Raw genomic sequence first — 13,764 nt, forward strand, 5'->3', positions numbered from 1 at the left:
AGGTAGTGGCCCGCGCAAAAACACGGGGGGCGGAAAAACGGAAGAAAAAAAAACCCAAAAGGAGGGAAAAAAAAAAAAAAACCCCAACAAAAACGAAAAAGAAACCACCGGCGCGACAACAAACCAACACACCACCCCCCCCCCCCCCCCACTACCTTTGCCTCCCCCTTCGCTTCGCGAAAGGGAGCAGGCAGGGCATCGCTCAGCGCAGCAGACGGCCGGCGTCGAGCAGGATCATCGGTTGCTGGCCGATGCGGGCGATGCCGCGGAACAGTTCATTGGAGATCTGGCAGATGCGCGCTGTGTCCGGTGGCTCGATCTGCGAGTCGTTGAGGTTGGCGACGTCTTCCACCGCCGATACACGCAGGCCCAGGGTCTCGCCGTTCTCTTCCAGCACGACGATGCGCGTCTGTGAATCCTCAGGTGCGCTTTGCACGTCAAGATGGCGGCACAGGTCCATCACCGGCACCACTTGGCCGCGCAGGTTCATGATGCCCAGCATTGCCGGGCCGGTACCGCGCAATGCCAGCAACGGCACCGGTAGCACCACTTCCTGCACCTTCAACAGCTCCAGCGCATAGGTCTGCTGCCCGCAGCGCAGGCGCAACCAACGTGAACTGCGCTCGGCGGCACGCCGTTGCTGCGGACTGCTCGCCGGGCGCTGTGCCTGTGCCTGCAGTTCCTGCCAGGTACTGGGACGTGCATCTGGCGAGGGGTGCTCCAGAGCGCGGACATTGGGGGTGCTGCGCGGAGGGGGAGCAGGGCTCACCGGCAACCCAGCCGCGGTTTCAAATGCAGCCTGCAGGTTGGCACTGTCGCTATGGGCGAGCTTGCGACTTTCAGCAGGGCCGGTCTCGTAGATCACTTCGTCCGGCAGGTCGTCCCAGGTTGGGGGGCGACCTGCATTGGCGGCGGCAGTGGCCGCCATCGCGTCGTCGAAGGCAGCCTGCAGGGCGGCGCTGTCGCCGGCCGGAGTGGCTGCCGCGGCGGGGACTGGTGCGCCAGCAGGCTTGGCCTGTGCTTCGGCCAACGCAGCCTCGAACACGGCCTCCAGCTCGGGGCTGTCGCCCGGCACTTCGGCAGCTGCAGGCTTGGCCGGCGTTGCAGGTGCCGCGACCGCAGCGGCGGGCACGGCCTCCAGCAGCAGTTCGCCCAGATAATCGTCGAGTACGTCGTTGCTCATGCGGCGCGCTCCAGCTGCGCGGCCTCGCTGAGCAGCAGCCAGTCGAGCGCGTGGCGGTAAGCGGCCATGCCGCGGCCGGGATAATCGTCGCCAAGCAGGGGCACGGTGAGTGCTGCCGGGTTGCAGATGCGGGTGTCGATCGGAATCGCGTCTTCCCAGACGCGCTCGCCGTGCCGGTCCTGCATCAGCTTCAAGGTTTCGTTGCCGGCGCGGGTACGACGGTCGAACAAGGTGGGCAGCACCGAGATCGGCAGGGCGCGCTTGCGCGAGCGCTCGACCATTTCGCCGGTACGGACCATGCCGTCCAGACCATGCAGGGCCAGTGGTTCGGCCTGGGTCGGGATGATCAGGCGGTCGGCGGCGGCCAGGGCGTTGATCATCAACAAGCCCAGCGTCGGTGCGCAGTCGAGCAGGATGTAATCGTGCTGCTCGCCATGGCGTGCAAGCGCCTGCTGCAGGGCCAGGCCCAGACCAGGCTGGTTGGCGCTGCGACGTTCCAGCGTGGCCAGCGAGGCTTGCGCGCACAGATAGTCCAGGCCCGGAATATCGCTGTGGCGGGCAAGCGACGCGATCTCATGCGGCGGCGTGGCGAACAGTTCCTGCACGCCCTGCGGCACCGGCTCAACCGGTACGCCGAACGCGCGGGTCAGCGAGGAGTGGGGGTCCAGGTCGATCAACAGCACCTTGTGTCCACGTGCGGCAAGGCCGCGCCCGAGTGACAAAGTGGTGGTGGTTTTGCCGACGCCGCCTTTTTGGTTGGCAATGGCCCAGATACGCATCATTGGACTCCTTCGATGACCGCCGGTACCGCGCTGCGAACGGCGGATGCGGCAGTTGTGCCGCCGTTGCCGCCTTCGTCGCTGGTGCTGGCTGTGGTGTTGCCGGAAGCAGGCAGATCGGCTGCCGCTGCCGAATCGGCGAGGATGATCACCATCACCCGCCGGTTGCGGTTGCGCCCTTCGGGCGCATCGTTGCTTTCGCGGGGACGGAACTGGCCGTAACCCACCATCGCCAATCGCTGTGGCTGCACGCCATGATCGGCGAAAAGGTGCACGACGCTGGCTGCGCGTGCCGCTGATAGCTCCCAGTTCGACGGGAACTGCGCGGTGGCGATCGGCAGGTTGTCGGTATGGCCTTCGACGCGTACGCCGTTTGGGGCATCCAGCAATACATCGGCCAGGGTGCCGAGCGTGTTGCGAGCGCTGGCGTCCAGCGCCGCCGAACCCGTAGTGAACAGAATGTCGCTGTTGATCTCGACCTCGATCCACAGCTCGGTGCGGCGCACGGTGATGACGCCCTGTTTCACCAGTGGCGCCAGCGTCTGGCTGAGGCGATCCGCGATCTGGTTGAGCTGGCGCTCGGCGCGCTGCAGCTGTTCCTGGTTGTGGGCCGAGACCGGCATGCGCATATGCGATGCCATCGACGGCAGCTGGGTCGGGTCGGCCAGTGCGCCACCAGTCATGCTCGGTGCGCTGATCACCGATGGCGAATCAAAGCCGCCACCCTGCAATTGCTTGTTGCCAACCTGCACCTGGCTGATGGTGCGCGGGGCGCCGCCAAAGGCCGTGGTCAAGGCATCGGCCATGACTCGGTACTTGCCTTCGTTCAATGACGAGATGGCGTACATCACCACGAAAAACGCGAGCAGCAGCGTCATCAGATCAGCATAGGGGATTGCCCATGCTTCATGGTTGGCGTGCTCTTCGTGGTGCTTGCGGCGGGCCATGGCTCAGTTCACGTAGCCGGCCAGGCTGTTTTCGATATTGCGCGGGTTCTCACCCTGGGCAATGGCGATCAGGCCTTCAATGATCATTTCGCGCTCGCGGCAGCTGCTGGCGATCACGCCCTTGAGCTTGGCCGACACCGGCAGGAACAGCAGATTGGCCGAGGCGATGCCGTAGATGGTGGCAGTGAATGCCGCGGCGATGCCGTGGCCGAGCTTGCTCGGGTCGGCCAGGTTCTTCATCACCGCGATCAGGCCGAGTACGGCGCCGATGATGCCGAGGGTAGGGGCGTAGATGCCCATGCCTTCAAAGACCTTGGTAGCGGCCAGATCCTGCTGCTCCTGGCTGCCGAGTTCGATCTCCAGCATATGGCGGATAGTGTCCGGCTCGACGCCGTCGACCACCAGCTGCAGGCCCTTGCGGATGAACGGATCGTCCTGCAGCTCCACCTGCGGCTCCAGGCCGAGCAGACCCTGGCGGCGGGCGATGTTGCTCCAGTCGACGATCTGCTGGACCAGCGCGCGGCGGTCGCTGGCCGGCGGACGGATCACCCAGCGCACGATCTTGAAAGCGTGCTTGAACACCGCCGGTGAGGTGTGCAGCAGGATGGCCGCCAGGGTGCCGATGATGACGATTACGAAGGCAGCAGGTGACCACAGCGAGGACAGGCCAGCGCCTTTGAGGATGCTGCCACCCACCAGGGAGGCGAGGGCGAGGAAGAGTCCAATGATGCTGAGTCGGTCCATGGTGCGTATATCGGCCTCGTTGTAGCGGTCTTGAATCAGGGCTTTGCTTGAGCCCCTCTCCCGCGCGCGGGAGAGGGGTTGGGGTGAGGGCGCTCTTGGCTTTAAAAGCTAGAAGCGCCCCTCACCCGCCCCGTCTTCGCGGGGCCGCCCTCTCCCGCTTGCGGGAGAGGGGACAGTCAGCATCGCTGGGGCTGTCGGGTTGCGTGATTGCGGGCTTTGCCGAGGGTGTTGCTGCATTGCTTACCCCTGCACTCCACGCAACCCATCTACATCCAGAATGAGCGCCATGCGGCCATCACCAATCAAGGTGGCGCCGGCATAACCGTTGAGGCCGCGCAGTGCACGTGGCAGCGGCTTGATCACCACTTCCTCGCGGCCGCGAACCTGGTCCACCACCAGCCCGAAGCGGGCTTCGCCCATCTGCAGCACGACGATGGTCAGCAGCGTCGACGGTGCAGGGGTGATGCCCAGCCATTGGCGCAGGTCCAGCAGGGCCAGGGTGTGGGACTTGCGGTCCAGCACCGCGCGACCATCGAACCAACCCAGCGAGGTGGCCGGTGCGTGCAGCACTTCCATCACGCGGGCCAGGGGCAGGGCGTAGACGTCCTCGCCAGCCTGCACCAGCAGGGTCGGCAGGATCGCCAGGGTCAGCGGTACGCGGATCAGGAAGCGGCTGCCACGTCCCAGCTCGGACTGGATCTGGATCTGGCCACTGAGTTCGCGGATGCGTGACTGCACCACGTCCATGCCGACGCCACGGCCGGAGATGTCGGTGACTTCCTGCTTGGTCGAGAAGCCGGGTAGGAATACCAGGTGCAGGCACTCTTCGCTGCTCAGGCGGGCGGCGGCTTCCGGGTCGAGCAGGCCCTTGTCGCGGGCCTTGGCGCGCAGACGCTCCGGGTCGATGCCGGCGCCATCGTCCTGCACTTCGATGCTGACGTAGTCGCCTTCCTGCTGTGCGGACAGGCGCACCCGGCCCATGCGCGGCTTGCCTTGGGCTTCGCGCAGTTCGGGCGATTCGACGCCATGATCGATGGCGTTGCGCACCAGATGCACCAAGGGATCGGCCAGCGCCTCGACCAGGTTGCGGTCCAGTTCGGTATCGGCGCCGATCAGCTCCAGATCGACTTCCTTCTGCAGTGAGCGGGCGACGTCACGGGCAACCTTGGGGAAGCGCGAGAACACCTTGCCGACCGGTTGCATGCGGGTGCGCATCACCGCCGACTGCAGGCGTGCGGTGGCGATGTCCAGGGTTGAGACTGCACGGTCGAGCTCTTCGTCCTTGAGGCGCATGCGCAAGGTCTTGAGCCGGTTGCGGGCCAGCACCAGTTCGCCGATCAGGTTGACGATGGCGTCCAGCCGCTTGGTGTCCACGCGCACGGTGTGCTCGGGTTCGGCGGCTTTTGCCGCTGCCGGTTTGGCGGCGCCGGCGGCAGCGCGGGGTGCTGCGGTCGGCGGTGCGGCCGGCCTGGGTTTGGCTGGCGCGGTGGGAACGGGCTGGACGGGAACGGCGCCCGGTGCGGCACCGCCGTGCAGCTTGTCCAGCAGGGCTTCGAATTCGTCTTCGTCGATCAGGTCATCGCCGGCCTTTGCCGCTGCGATTGGCTGGGCACCGGGCGTACCGCTGCCGTGCAGTTCGTTGAGCAGCGCTTCGAACTCGTCTTCGCTGATCAGGTCGCTGTCACCCGCAGGCGCAGCGACCGCTTGCACGACTGCGACCACGGGGGCGGCGCCAACATCGAACTGTGCGATCAGCGCAGCAGGTGCGTGCTCCGGTTCGGTGCCCGAGGAGACTGCGTCGAGCATGGCCTGCAGCCAATCCAGCGATTGCTGGGCGGCGTCGAAGTGATGCGCCAGCAGTTCGGCTTTGCCGGCCCGTGCCATGCCCAGGGTTTCTTCGGCGGCGTGGCACAGCTCCACCATCGGATGGATCGCCAGAAAACCGGCGCCCCCTTTCAGCGTATGAAAGCCACGGAACACGGCGTTGAGCTGGTCGCTGTCGTGCGGTGCCTGTTCCAGCGTCACCAGCTGCTCGCCGAGGCGATCCAGGATCTCCTGCGCTTCGATGATGAAGTCGGCGGCGATGTCGTCGGCAAAAGCACTCATGCGTTACAGCCCCAGGTCCGAGAGCAGGTCGTCTGCGTCCACCTGCGACACGGCGTGGCGGTCCAGGCCATTGACGGCCGGGCCAGCCAGGCCCTGGTTGCGCGCTTCTTCTTCCGGCGGCGGCAGGCCGAGCGCGCCAAAACCTTCATGCACGCGTCGGACGATGCCGACCACGCGGCGGATGATCTGCCCGGTCAGGTCCTGGTAGCTCTGGGTCAGCGCTACTTCGGTGAGGTTGTGGCGGATGCGCTCGAGGATTTCGCCCTGTTCGGCATTCAGCCCGTCCGCACGCAGGCGCTCGGTCAGCGCGCGGCATTCTTCGGCCAGATCCAGCGTGCGGTGGGTGGCCTGCTCGGTCATCTGCACCACGTGGTCCAGGCGCGCGCAGGCGTCGTCCAGCTCACCGGCTTCGCTGGGCACGCTGGGCAGTTCGCCCAGCGCCTGGCCCAATTCGCGTGCAAGCCTGCCCAGGCCGGACATCATCGGCTGCGTGCGCAGGGCGGCGAGCGCGTCGATTTCCCGACGCCAGCCAGCCTCGTCGCCACTTTCCAATGCTGCCAGTGCGTCCTGCAGGCGCTGCACCAGGGCCGATTTGTCGCTCAATGCTTCCCCGGGCTGGTTCATCAGGCGCTCGCTGCCAGGCGTTCGAAGATCTTGCCGAGCTTCTCTTCCAGGGTCTGCGCGGTGAACGGCTTGATGATGTAGCCGTTCACGCCGCTCTGTGCGGCCTCGATGATCTGCTCGCGCTTGGCCTCGGCGGTAACCATCAGTACCGGCAGGGTCTTGAGCTTGGCATCGTTGCGGATGGCCTTGAGCAGCTCGATGCCGGTCATCACCGGCATGTTCCAGTCGGTGACGACGAAATCGAACGACTGCGTCTGCAGCATCGACAGCGCGGCATGCCCGTCCTCGGCTTCGGCGGTATTGGTGAAGCCCAGATCGCCGAGCAGGTTCTTGACGATGCGGCGCATCGTCGAGAAGTCGTCAACGATCAGGATGCGCATGTTCTTGTTCAAAAGACTTTCCTCTTCATGGTTCTTCGAGCCCGGCGTCGGCCGCCTCGAAAATCTTCAGTCGGCTACGCAGGCGCAGCGTGGCCTGGCCGTGGATCTGACAGACGCGGGATTCGCTCACGCCCAATACCGCGCCGATTTCCTTCAGGTTCAATTCCTGCTCGTAGTACAGCGACAGCACCAGCTGCTCGCGCTCGGGCAACTGGCCGATGGCCTTGCCGAGCTCGGCGCCGAACTGGCTGCGCTCCAAGACCTGTTGCGGGTTGGGGCCGCCGGTGCTGGGGGTGTCCAGCTCGCCCTGGTCTTCGATCCGCGACTCCAGGCTCAAGACCTGGCCACGCGAGGCGTCTTCGACCAGTCGCATGTATTCGGGCAGCGGCAGCTCCATCGCTTCGGCCACTTCACTGGCGCTGGCCGCACGGCCGCTGCTCTGCTCAAGCCGGCGGATGGTGGCAGCGGCATCGCGGGCGCGGCGGTGCACCGAGCGCGGCACCCAGTCGCCACGGCGGATCTCGTCGATCATCGAGCCGCGGATACGGATCGATGCGTAGGTTTCAAACGAAGCGCCCTGTTCGGCGTCATAGCTGCGCGAGGCCTCGATCAGGCCCATCATGCCGGCCTGGATCAGGTCATCGACCTCGACGCTGGCGGGCAGGCGCGCGGCCAGGTGGTGGGCGATGCGGCGTACCAGGTCGGCGTGGCGGGCAATGCAGTCATTGGCCGCGTTGCGCTGGACTTCACGGTATTGGGCGGCTGCATTGTTCATGCCTTCACCTTCTGCTGGATGATGCGTTCCAGGAAGAACTCAACGCCGCCGCGCGGGGCGGTTGGGGCTTGCCAGCGCGCGGTGCGACGGGCGATTTCGTTGATGGCCAGCGAGGCTGGCGCGGAAGGATAGAGCTTGACCACCGGCTGCTGGCGCTGCACCGACAGGCGCAGCCAGTCGTCCTGCGGCACGCAGCCCAGGTAGTTCAGGGAGACATCGATCAGGAACTTCTCGCAGACCCGAACCAGCTTTTCGTACAGGGCGCGGCCTTCATTCGGGTCGCGCACCATGTTGGCGACGACCTGGATGCGGTCCACGCCGCGCTCGCGCGAGAGCACCTTGATCAGCGCGTAGGCATCGGTGATCGAGGCCGGCTCGTCGCAGACCACCACCACGGTGTCCTGGGCGGCCTGGCAGAAGGTCAGTACGCTATCGGTGATGCCGGCGGCGGTGTCGATGATCATCACATCGAGCTCGCGCTCCAGCTCGGAGAACACATTGACCAGGCCAACGTGTTCGGCCGGCTGCAGCTCGGCCATGTGCCGGCGGCCCGAGGCGGCGGGCACGACCAGCACGCCGTTCGGGCCTTCGATGATGACTTCTTCCAGCGTGGCGCGTCCGGCGACCAGGTCGGCCAGGGTGTGCTTGGGCTGCAGGCCCAGCACCACGTCGATGTTGGCCAGGCCCAGGTCGGCGTCGAGCAGCAGGGTACGTTTGCCCATGCCTGCCAGTGCCACGGCCAGATTGGCCGAGACATTGGTTTTACCTACACCACCCTTGCCGCCAGTGACCGCGATGGTGCGTACCGGGCCGGCGGGTTCGTGCCGGGTTGCCGACAGCGGGAAGGTGTTGGTCAGCTTGGCGTACTCACGCGACTGCATTGTTCAACTCCGTGTTGCAGGGCATATCGGCCGCGCGGCGCAAATCTTCAAGGCGGAGTACAAGATTTGCGGCAGAGGCCCGATAAAGGTCTTCCGGGACGTCCTGGCCGTCGGTCACCCAGGTGATCGGCAGGCGGTGATCGGCCGCCACCGACAGGGCAGAACCGAAGCGGCCGGTCTCGTCCAGCTTGGTCAGCACCACGCCCTGCGGGTTGGCGGCGCTGAAGCGGCGCACCACTTCGTCCATGTCCTGGAAGGCGGTATTGGCCGGCAGCACCAGCAGGGTGCGGATCTGGCCGGCGGCGCGCAGCCACTGCAGCTGGGCGGTGAGGGCGCGGTCGCGCTGGCCCAGGCCGGCGGTATCGATCAGCACCAGTTTGTAGTCGGCCAGCTTCTGCAGCAGCTGGTTGAGGTCGGTGCCGCTATTGGCCTCGTGCACGGCGATGCCGAGCTGGCGGCCGAAGCCGTACAGCTGCTCGCGGGCGCCGATGCGCTGGGTATCGGTGGTGACCAGGGCCACGTCGCGGGCGGCATGGGCTTCGGCGAAACGCGAGGCCAGCTTGGCGATGGTGGTGGTCTTGCCGGCACCGGTGGGGCCGACCAGGGCGATCACGCCGCCGGTTTCCATCGGGTCGACCGGGGCGATCGGCAGCTTCTTGGAGATCAGCCCCAGCATCAGCCCGCGGGCGCGGCTGGGGTCGATGTCGGCCGGGATCTGGGTGGCGACGTCGCGGGCCAGGCCGGCGTCGAAACCGTATTCGTCCATCAGGTCCAGCGCATTGGCGCGCACCGCGCTGCCGCGCAGGCGCTCATCGGTGAAGCGGTTCATCTCGCGCTCGATCAGGTGGCGCATGCCGGCCACTTCCTGGCGCAGTTGGCTGAGCTGTTCGTCGTCGCGGGCGATGATCACCGGGCTGGTGGTGATCGGGTTGACCGGGGCGATGCTGGCGACCGCTGCCGGTGCGGCGGTTTCGATGGCGACGGCGACCGGGACTTCAGCCGGTTGCGGGGCTGCAGACGCAGCGATCGGTGTAGCGATCGGCGCGACCTGCTCGATTGCAGGTGCCATCGCGGCGACGGCCAGGACCGGCGCAGCATGAATTGCAGGGATTGCCACGGCGGCGGCCGGTTGCAGCAGGGCCAGCTCCGGCTCCGGCGGATCGATGACAAAGCGTGCGCGCTCGATCGGAGCAGGTGGCTCGATGGTGACGGCAGCGATGGCGTCGGCGAAGCTGGCCTGCTGGGTGACAGCGGGTACGGCCGCCAGCGGCGCGACCGCAGCGGCGCTGCCGGCCGGACGGAACGCAGGCACGATCGGCAGTTCGTCGGCGCTGGCCGGCTGGGTGGCAAACAAGGTCTGCGGGGCTGGCGCGCGGGGAGCGACTGGTTCAACCTCGGCCGACTTGAGCAGGCCGGCGAAGCGGCTGCCCGGTGCCAGCTCGATGCTGTTGTCGATGGAGCGACCGGTGGCGCCAACCGCCGAACGTGCCAGGGCGGCGACGGCCGAGGTAGTGGCGGTGACCGGTTCCGGTTCCGGTGCCTTGCGGCGGGTCATCGCGGCCATGATGGCTTCGGCGGCGCTGCGCGGCTTGGCCGGGGCCGGCGGTGCCGGGCGGCTGGCTTCCAGTGCCTGCTTCACTGCGGTCTCGTCGTAGTGCGCGGCAGCCACGATCTCCACACCTTCCTCGATCCGGCGGTTGGACAGGATCACGGCATCGGGGCCGTGTTCCTTGCGCACGAGGTTCATGGCGGTGCGCATGTCAGCGGCGACGAAACGTTTGATCTTCATGCTTTGGTACCGGGAGTGAGGCTGCGGCGAAGGAGTGGCGTTGGCGATGTCGAACATGGCGTGGCGGGCTCCTTCTTGCGGAATGGGTGCGGTGCAGCAGGTGTCTGGTTTCCGTCACCGGCATTGCTGACGGTGTCGGTTTTTGGGCTGCCTCAGCTGATCGTGCCGACCAGCTTCAGGCGTTTGTCTTCCGGCACTTCGCTGTAGGCCAGGACCGACAGCGAGGGAACGCTGTGGCGGACCAGGCGCGCCAGCGCGGCGCGGACCGGGGCCGGTACCAGCACTACAGCCGGCTCGTTGCGGGCCTCCTGCTTGCCGACGCAGTCGGCAAGGCTTTGGTGGAGGCGTTCGGCGAGACCAGGTTCCAGTGCGGCGCCATTGCCTTGTGTTGACTCCTGCAAGACGCGTTCCAATTGCGGGTTGAGGGTGAACACCGGCAGCTCCGGCGAGGAGCCGGCGATTTCCTGCACGATGAAGCGGCCCAGCGCACCGCGTACCGAGGCGGTAAGCGCAGCGGGGTCCTGGGTGACCGGTGCGGCTTCAACCAGCGCTTCGGCGATCTTGCGCAGCTGGCGGATCGGGATGCGCTCAATCAGCAGGTTCTGCAGCACCCGGGCCACGGTGGACAGCGGCAGCGCCTTGGGCGAGAGGTCTTCGGCCAGCTTGGGCGCGCTCTTGGCCAGGGTCGCCAGCAGCTGCTGGACTTCTTCATGGCCGAGCAGTTCCGGCGCGTGCTCGCGGATCAGGTGCGACAGGTGGGTGGCGACCACGGTGGCGGGATCGACCACGGTGTAACCCAGCGACTCGGCATGGGCGCGCTGGTGCGGTTGGATCCAGGTGGCGTCCAGGCCGAACGCCGGGTCCTTGCCGGCAATGCCTTCCAGCGTGCCCATGGCGCTGCCCGGGTCCAACGCCAGCTCGCGGTCCGGATGGATGTCGGCGGTGCTGACCGGCACGCCGTGGATCAGCAGGCGGTAATGGGTGGCGGGCAGCTCCAGGTTGTCGCGGATATGGACCGGCGGAATCAGGAAGCCCAGGTCCTGGGTGAGCTTGCGGCGCACGCCCTTGATGCGTGTCATCAACTCGCCGCCCTGGGCCTTGTCGACCAGCGGAATCAGCCGGTAGCCGACTTCCAGGCCCAGCGGATCGACCGGGCGCAGTTCGTCCCAGGTCAGTTCGGCGGTGGGGGCCGGCTGCGGCTGGCCGAGGGCGTTCAGGCCGCCTTCGCTGGCCGTGGTGTCGGCGGCGGAGGTCTTGGCGGCCGCGCTGGTTTCGCGTTTCCACAATTTCCAGGCGATGAAGCCGAGGATGGCGGCCAAGCTGAGGAAGGCCAGGTTCGGCATGCCCGGTACCAGACCGACGAGACCGATGATGCCGGCGGTGATGGCCAGGGCACGGTACTGGCCGAACACCTGGCCCATCATCGCTTCGCTCATGTCCTGCGAGCGCGAGGCGCGGGTGACCAGCATGGCCACGGCGCTGGAAACCAGCAATGCCGGCAGCTGTGCCACCAGGCCGTCACCGATCGACAGCAGCGTATAGGTGGCCGCTGCGTCGCCGAACGGCATGCCGTGCTGCAGTACACCCACGGCCAGGCCGCCGAGCATGTTGATGAAAAGGATCAGGATGCCGGCGATGGCGTCGCCGCGGATGAATTTGCTGGCGCCGTCCATTGCGCCGTAGAAGTCGGCTTCCTCGCGGACTTCTTCACGGCGGACCTTGGCTTCCTCGCGCGTCAGCAAACCGGCGTTGAGGTCGGCGTCGATCGCCATCTGCTTGCCGGGCATGGCGTCCAGGATGAAGCGGGCGGTCACTTCCGACACGCGTCCGGCACCCTTGGTGATGACCACGAAATTGATGATGGTCAGGATCGCGAACACCACGATGCCGACGGCGTAGTTGCCGCCGATGACGAATTCACCGAAGGCGGCGATCACCTTGCCCGCGGCCTCATGGCCGTCCTGGCCATTGAGCAGGATGACGCGGGTGGAGGCCACGTTCAGCGCCAGCCGCAGCATGGTGGTGACCAGCAGCACGATCGGAAAGATGGTGAAATCCAGTGGCCGCTTCACGTACACGACGGCCAGCAGCACCAGCATGGAGATGGCGATGTTCAGGGTGAACAGGGCATCCAGCACCGGCGCGGCCAGCGGCACCACCACCATTGCCAGCAGGGCCAGCACGATCAATGGCGCGCCAAGCCCGTGGCGCAGCATGTCCAGCACGCGGCGTGCGGAGAAACCCGAGGTCTGGGCGTTCATCGGGTGCCTCCCTTGCCGAACTCGTCAATATCGATGGGTGCCATCTGCGGCATCGGGCCCGTGCGCCATTGGCGCAGCTGGTAGACGTAGGACAGGACCAGGGCAACAGCCGAATACAGTCTCACGGGGATTTCCTTGCCGAGTTGGCTTTCCCGATACAAGGCGCGTGCCAAAGGCGGTGACGAGACGACGGCGACCTTGTTGCCGTCGGCTACCTGGCGGATGCGCAGGGCCAGTTCGTCGACGCCGCGGGCGACCACGGTGGGGGCGCTCATGCGTCCGCTCTCGTACTTCAGGGCGACCGCATAGTGGGTGGGGTTGACCAGCACCACGTCGGCGGTGGGCACGGCTTCCATCATCCGCCGCTGTGACAGCTGCATCTGCATCTGCCGGATGCGACCCTTGACCTCAGGGCTGCCCTCACTTTCCTTCATCTCACGGCGCAGCTCCTCGCGGGTCATCTTCAGCTTTCGCAGCCAGTTCCACTTCTGGTAGGGCGCGTCGATGGCGGCGAGCAGGGCCATGGCACCCGCGGTGGCCAGCAGCAGCTTGAGGGTGAAGCCCAGTCCGCGGCCAATGGCGCTCTCCAGTGGCAGGTGCAGCAGCCCGCGCAGGCCGTCTGCACCTTGCCAGATGCACAGGCCGGCGGCCGTGCCGACGAAGGCCACGCGCAGCATCGATTTGACCAGCTCGGCCAACGCTTCGGCGCCGACCAGGCGCTTGATCCCGGTCAGCGGGTTCATGCGCTTGAGATCGGGCATCAGCGCTTTGTTGGAGAACTGCAGCCCGCCCATCAAGGCCGGGGCAATCATGCCGGCCGCCAGGCACACCACGATCAGTGGACTGAAGGCCAGCATCAGCTTGAGCAGCATCCAGCCGGCGTGGCCGAACAAGGCGTTCGGGGTATTGAGCAGCCCGACCTCAGGCGACAGCGCAGCCTTCATCCATTGCCGGGCCGAGCTGCCCATGGAGCCGGCCATGGCATACAGCGCCAGCACGGCGGCGACGAACACCGCGGCGGTCGCCAGCTCGCGCGAACGCGGGATATTGCCTTGCTCGCGGGCTTCGCGCAGGCGTTTTTCGGTGGGGAGTTCGGTTTTTTCCCCGGCCTGTTCGTTCTCGGACATTGCATGGCATGGAAGGAGGGTTCTTCCATGGCCGTGCAAAAATCATTCCAAAATGGGCTTTGGTAGTGCCGAGCCATGCTCGGCAAGGGCTCTACCGGTAAATCCCCATGCCGAGCATGGCTCGGCACTACAGGTTTGGGTTCATGGGTAATGCCTCTGCCGAGCATG

12 protein-coding genes are annotated in these 13,764 nt (G+C 66.4%); all 12 read right to left on the minus strand.

Features of this window, described 5'->3' with window-relative positions; all coding sequences use genetic code 11:
* Positions 1-202: 202 nt before the first annotated feature.
* The 12 genes from ACVOLI_RS12595 to flhB all read right to left on the minus strand — a co-directional run bounded on the left by ACVOLI_RS12595 (position 203) and on the right by flhB (position 13,596).
* Positions 203-1,183 carry a chemotaxis protein CheW gene (locus ACVOLI_RS12595; protein WP_481614676.1) on the minus strand — a complete coding sequence of 327 codons (981 nt, stop codon included), beginning with the start codon at positions 1,181-1,183 and terminating at the stop codon, positions 203-205.
* Positions 1,180-1,962, minus strand: coding sequence for a ParA family protein (locus ACVOLI_RS12600; protein ID WP_481614677.1), 783 nt, complete (start codon positions 1,960-1,962; stop codon positions 1,180-1,182). The genes ACVOLI_RS12595 and ACVOLI_RS12600 overlap by 4 nt, the downstream gene beginning before the upstream one ends.
* Positions 1,962-2,909 (minus strand): flagellar motor protein MotD, encoded by a 948-nt coding sequence (gene motD / locus ACVOLI_RS12605; protein ID WP_303749797.1) that lies wholly within the window; start codon positions 2,907-2,909, stop codon positions 1,962-1,964. The genes ACVOLI_RS12600 and motD overlap by 1 nt, the downstream gene beginning before the upstream one ends.
* 3 nt (positions 2,910-2,912) lie before the next feature.
* Positions 2,913-3,653: a flagellar motor protein gene (locus tag ACVOLI_RS12610; RefSeq protein ID WP_303749798.1), complete on the minus strand. Its 741-nt coding sequence runs from the start codon at positions 3,651-3,653 to the stop codon at positions 2,913-2,915.
* Between the two features lie 240 nt (positions 3,654-3,893).
* Complete coding sequence (locus ACVOLI_RS12615) at positions 3,894-5,759, minus strand: chemotaxis protein CheA (protein ID WP_481614678.1); 1,866 nt, start codon at positions 5,757-5,759, stop codon at positions 3,894-3,896.
* Between the two features lie 3 nt (positions 5,760-5,762).
* On the minus strand, positions 5,763-6,383 hold the full coding sequence (locus ACVOLI_RS12620; protein ID WP_282271265.1) for a protein phosphatase CheZ: 621 nt from the start codon (positions 6,381-6,383) through the stop codon (positions 5,763-5,765).
* On the minus strand, positions 6,383-6,775 hold the full coding sequence (cheY, locus tag ACVOLI_RS12625) for a chemotaxis response regulator CheY (RefSeq protein WP_282271267.1): 393 nt from the start codon (positions 6,773-6,775) through the stop codon (positions 6,383-6,385). Before cheY ends, ACVOLI_RS12620 begins: the two co-directional genes overlap by 1 nt.
* Positions 6,776-6,788: 13 nt before the next feature.
* On the minus strand, positions 6,789-7,538 hold the full coding sequence (locus tag ACVOLI_RS12630) for an RNA polymerase sigma factor FliA (protein WP_481510679.1): 750 nt from the start codon (positions 7,536-7,538) through the stop codon (positions 6,789-6,791).
* Positions 7,535-8,419 (minus strand): MinD/ParA family ATP-binding protein, encoded by an 885-nt coding sequence (locus ACVOLI_RS12635; RefSeq protein ID WP_282271271.1) that lies wholly within the window; start codon positions 8,417-8,419, stop codon positions 7,535-7,537. The genes ACVOLI_RS12630 and ACVOLI_RS12635 overlap by 4 nt, the downstream gene beginning before the upstream one ends.
* Positions 8,406-10,208: an AAA family ATPase gene (locus ACVOLI_RS12640; protein ID WP_481614679.1), complete on the minus strand. Its 1,803-nt coding sequence runs from the start codon at positions 10,206-10,208 to the stop codon at positions 8,406-8,408. The genes ACVOLI_RS12635 and ACVOLI_RS12640 overlap by 14 nt, the downstream gene beginning before the upstream one ends.
* A 152-nt stretch (positions 10,209-10,360) precedes the next feature.
* On the minus strand, positions 10,361-12,469 hold the full coding sequence (gene flhA / locus ACVOLI_RS12645; RefSeq protein ID WP_481614680.1) for a flagellar biosynthesis protein FlhA: 2,109 nt from the start codon (positions 12,467-12,469) through the stop codon (positions 10,361-10,363).
* The gene (flhB, locus tag ACVOLI_RS12650) at positions 12,466-13,596 is read right to left on the minus strand and encodes a flagellar biosynthesis protein FlhB (RefSeq protein ID WP_481614681.1); all 1,131 of its coding nucleotides are present in this window, start codon (positions 13,594-13,596) and stop codon (positions 12,466-12,468) included. Before flhB ends, flhA begins: the two co-directional genes overlap by 4 nt.
* Positions 13,597-13,764: the final 168 nt, after the last annotated feature.

Source organism: Stenotrophomonas sp. STEN029 (assembly GCF_056760015.1).

Excerpts from the sequence above, each read along its gene's own strand:
- ACVOLI_RS12635 (WP_282271271.1), bottom strand. The coding sequence starts at position 8,419 with ATGCAGTCGCGTGAGTACGCCAAGCTGACCAACACCTTCCCGCTGTCG.
- ACVOLI_RS12615 (WP_481614678.1), bottom strand. The coding sequence starts at position 5,759 with ATGAGTGCTTTTGCCGACGACATCGCCGCCGACTTCATCATCGAAGCG.
- ACVOLI_RS12620 (WP_282271265.1), bottom strand. The coding sequence starts at position 6,383 with ATGAACCAGCCCGGGGAAGCATTGAGCGACAAATCGGCCCTGGTGCAG.
- ACVOLI_RS12600 (WP_481614677.1), bottom strand. The coding sequence starts at position 1,962 with ATGCGTATCTGGGCCATTGCCAACCAAAAAGGCGGCGTCGGCAAAACC.
- flhB (WP_481614681.1), bottom strand. The coding sequence starts at position 13,596 with ATGTCCGAGAACGAACAGGCCGGGGAAAAAACCGAACTCCCCACCGAA.
- flhA (WP_481614680.1), bottom strand. The coding sequence starts at position 12,469 with ATGAACGCCCAGACCTCGGGTTTCTCCGCACGCCGCGTGCTGGACATG.
- ACVOLI_RS12640 (WP_481614679.1), bottom strand. The coding sequence starts at position 10,208 with ATGAAGATCAAACGTTTCGTCGCCGCTGACATGCGCACCGCCATGAAC.
- motD (WP_303749797.1), bottom strand. The coding sequence starts at position 2,909 with ATGGCCCGCCGCAAGCACCACGAAGAGCACGCCAACCATGAAGCATGG.
- ACVOLI_RS12610 (WP_303749798.1), bottom strand. The coding sequence starts at position 3,653 with ATGGACCGACTCAGCATCATTGGACTCTTCCTCGCCCTCGCCTCCCTG.
- ACVOLI_RS12630 (WP_481510679.1), bottom strand. The coding sequence starts at position 7,538 with ATGAACAATGCAGCCGCCCAATACCGTGAAGTCCAGCGCAACGCGGCC.
- ACVOLI_RS12595 (WP_481614676.1), bottom strand. The coding sequence starts at position 1,183 with ATGAGCAACGACGTACTCGACGATTATCTGGGCGAACTGCTGCTGGAG.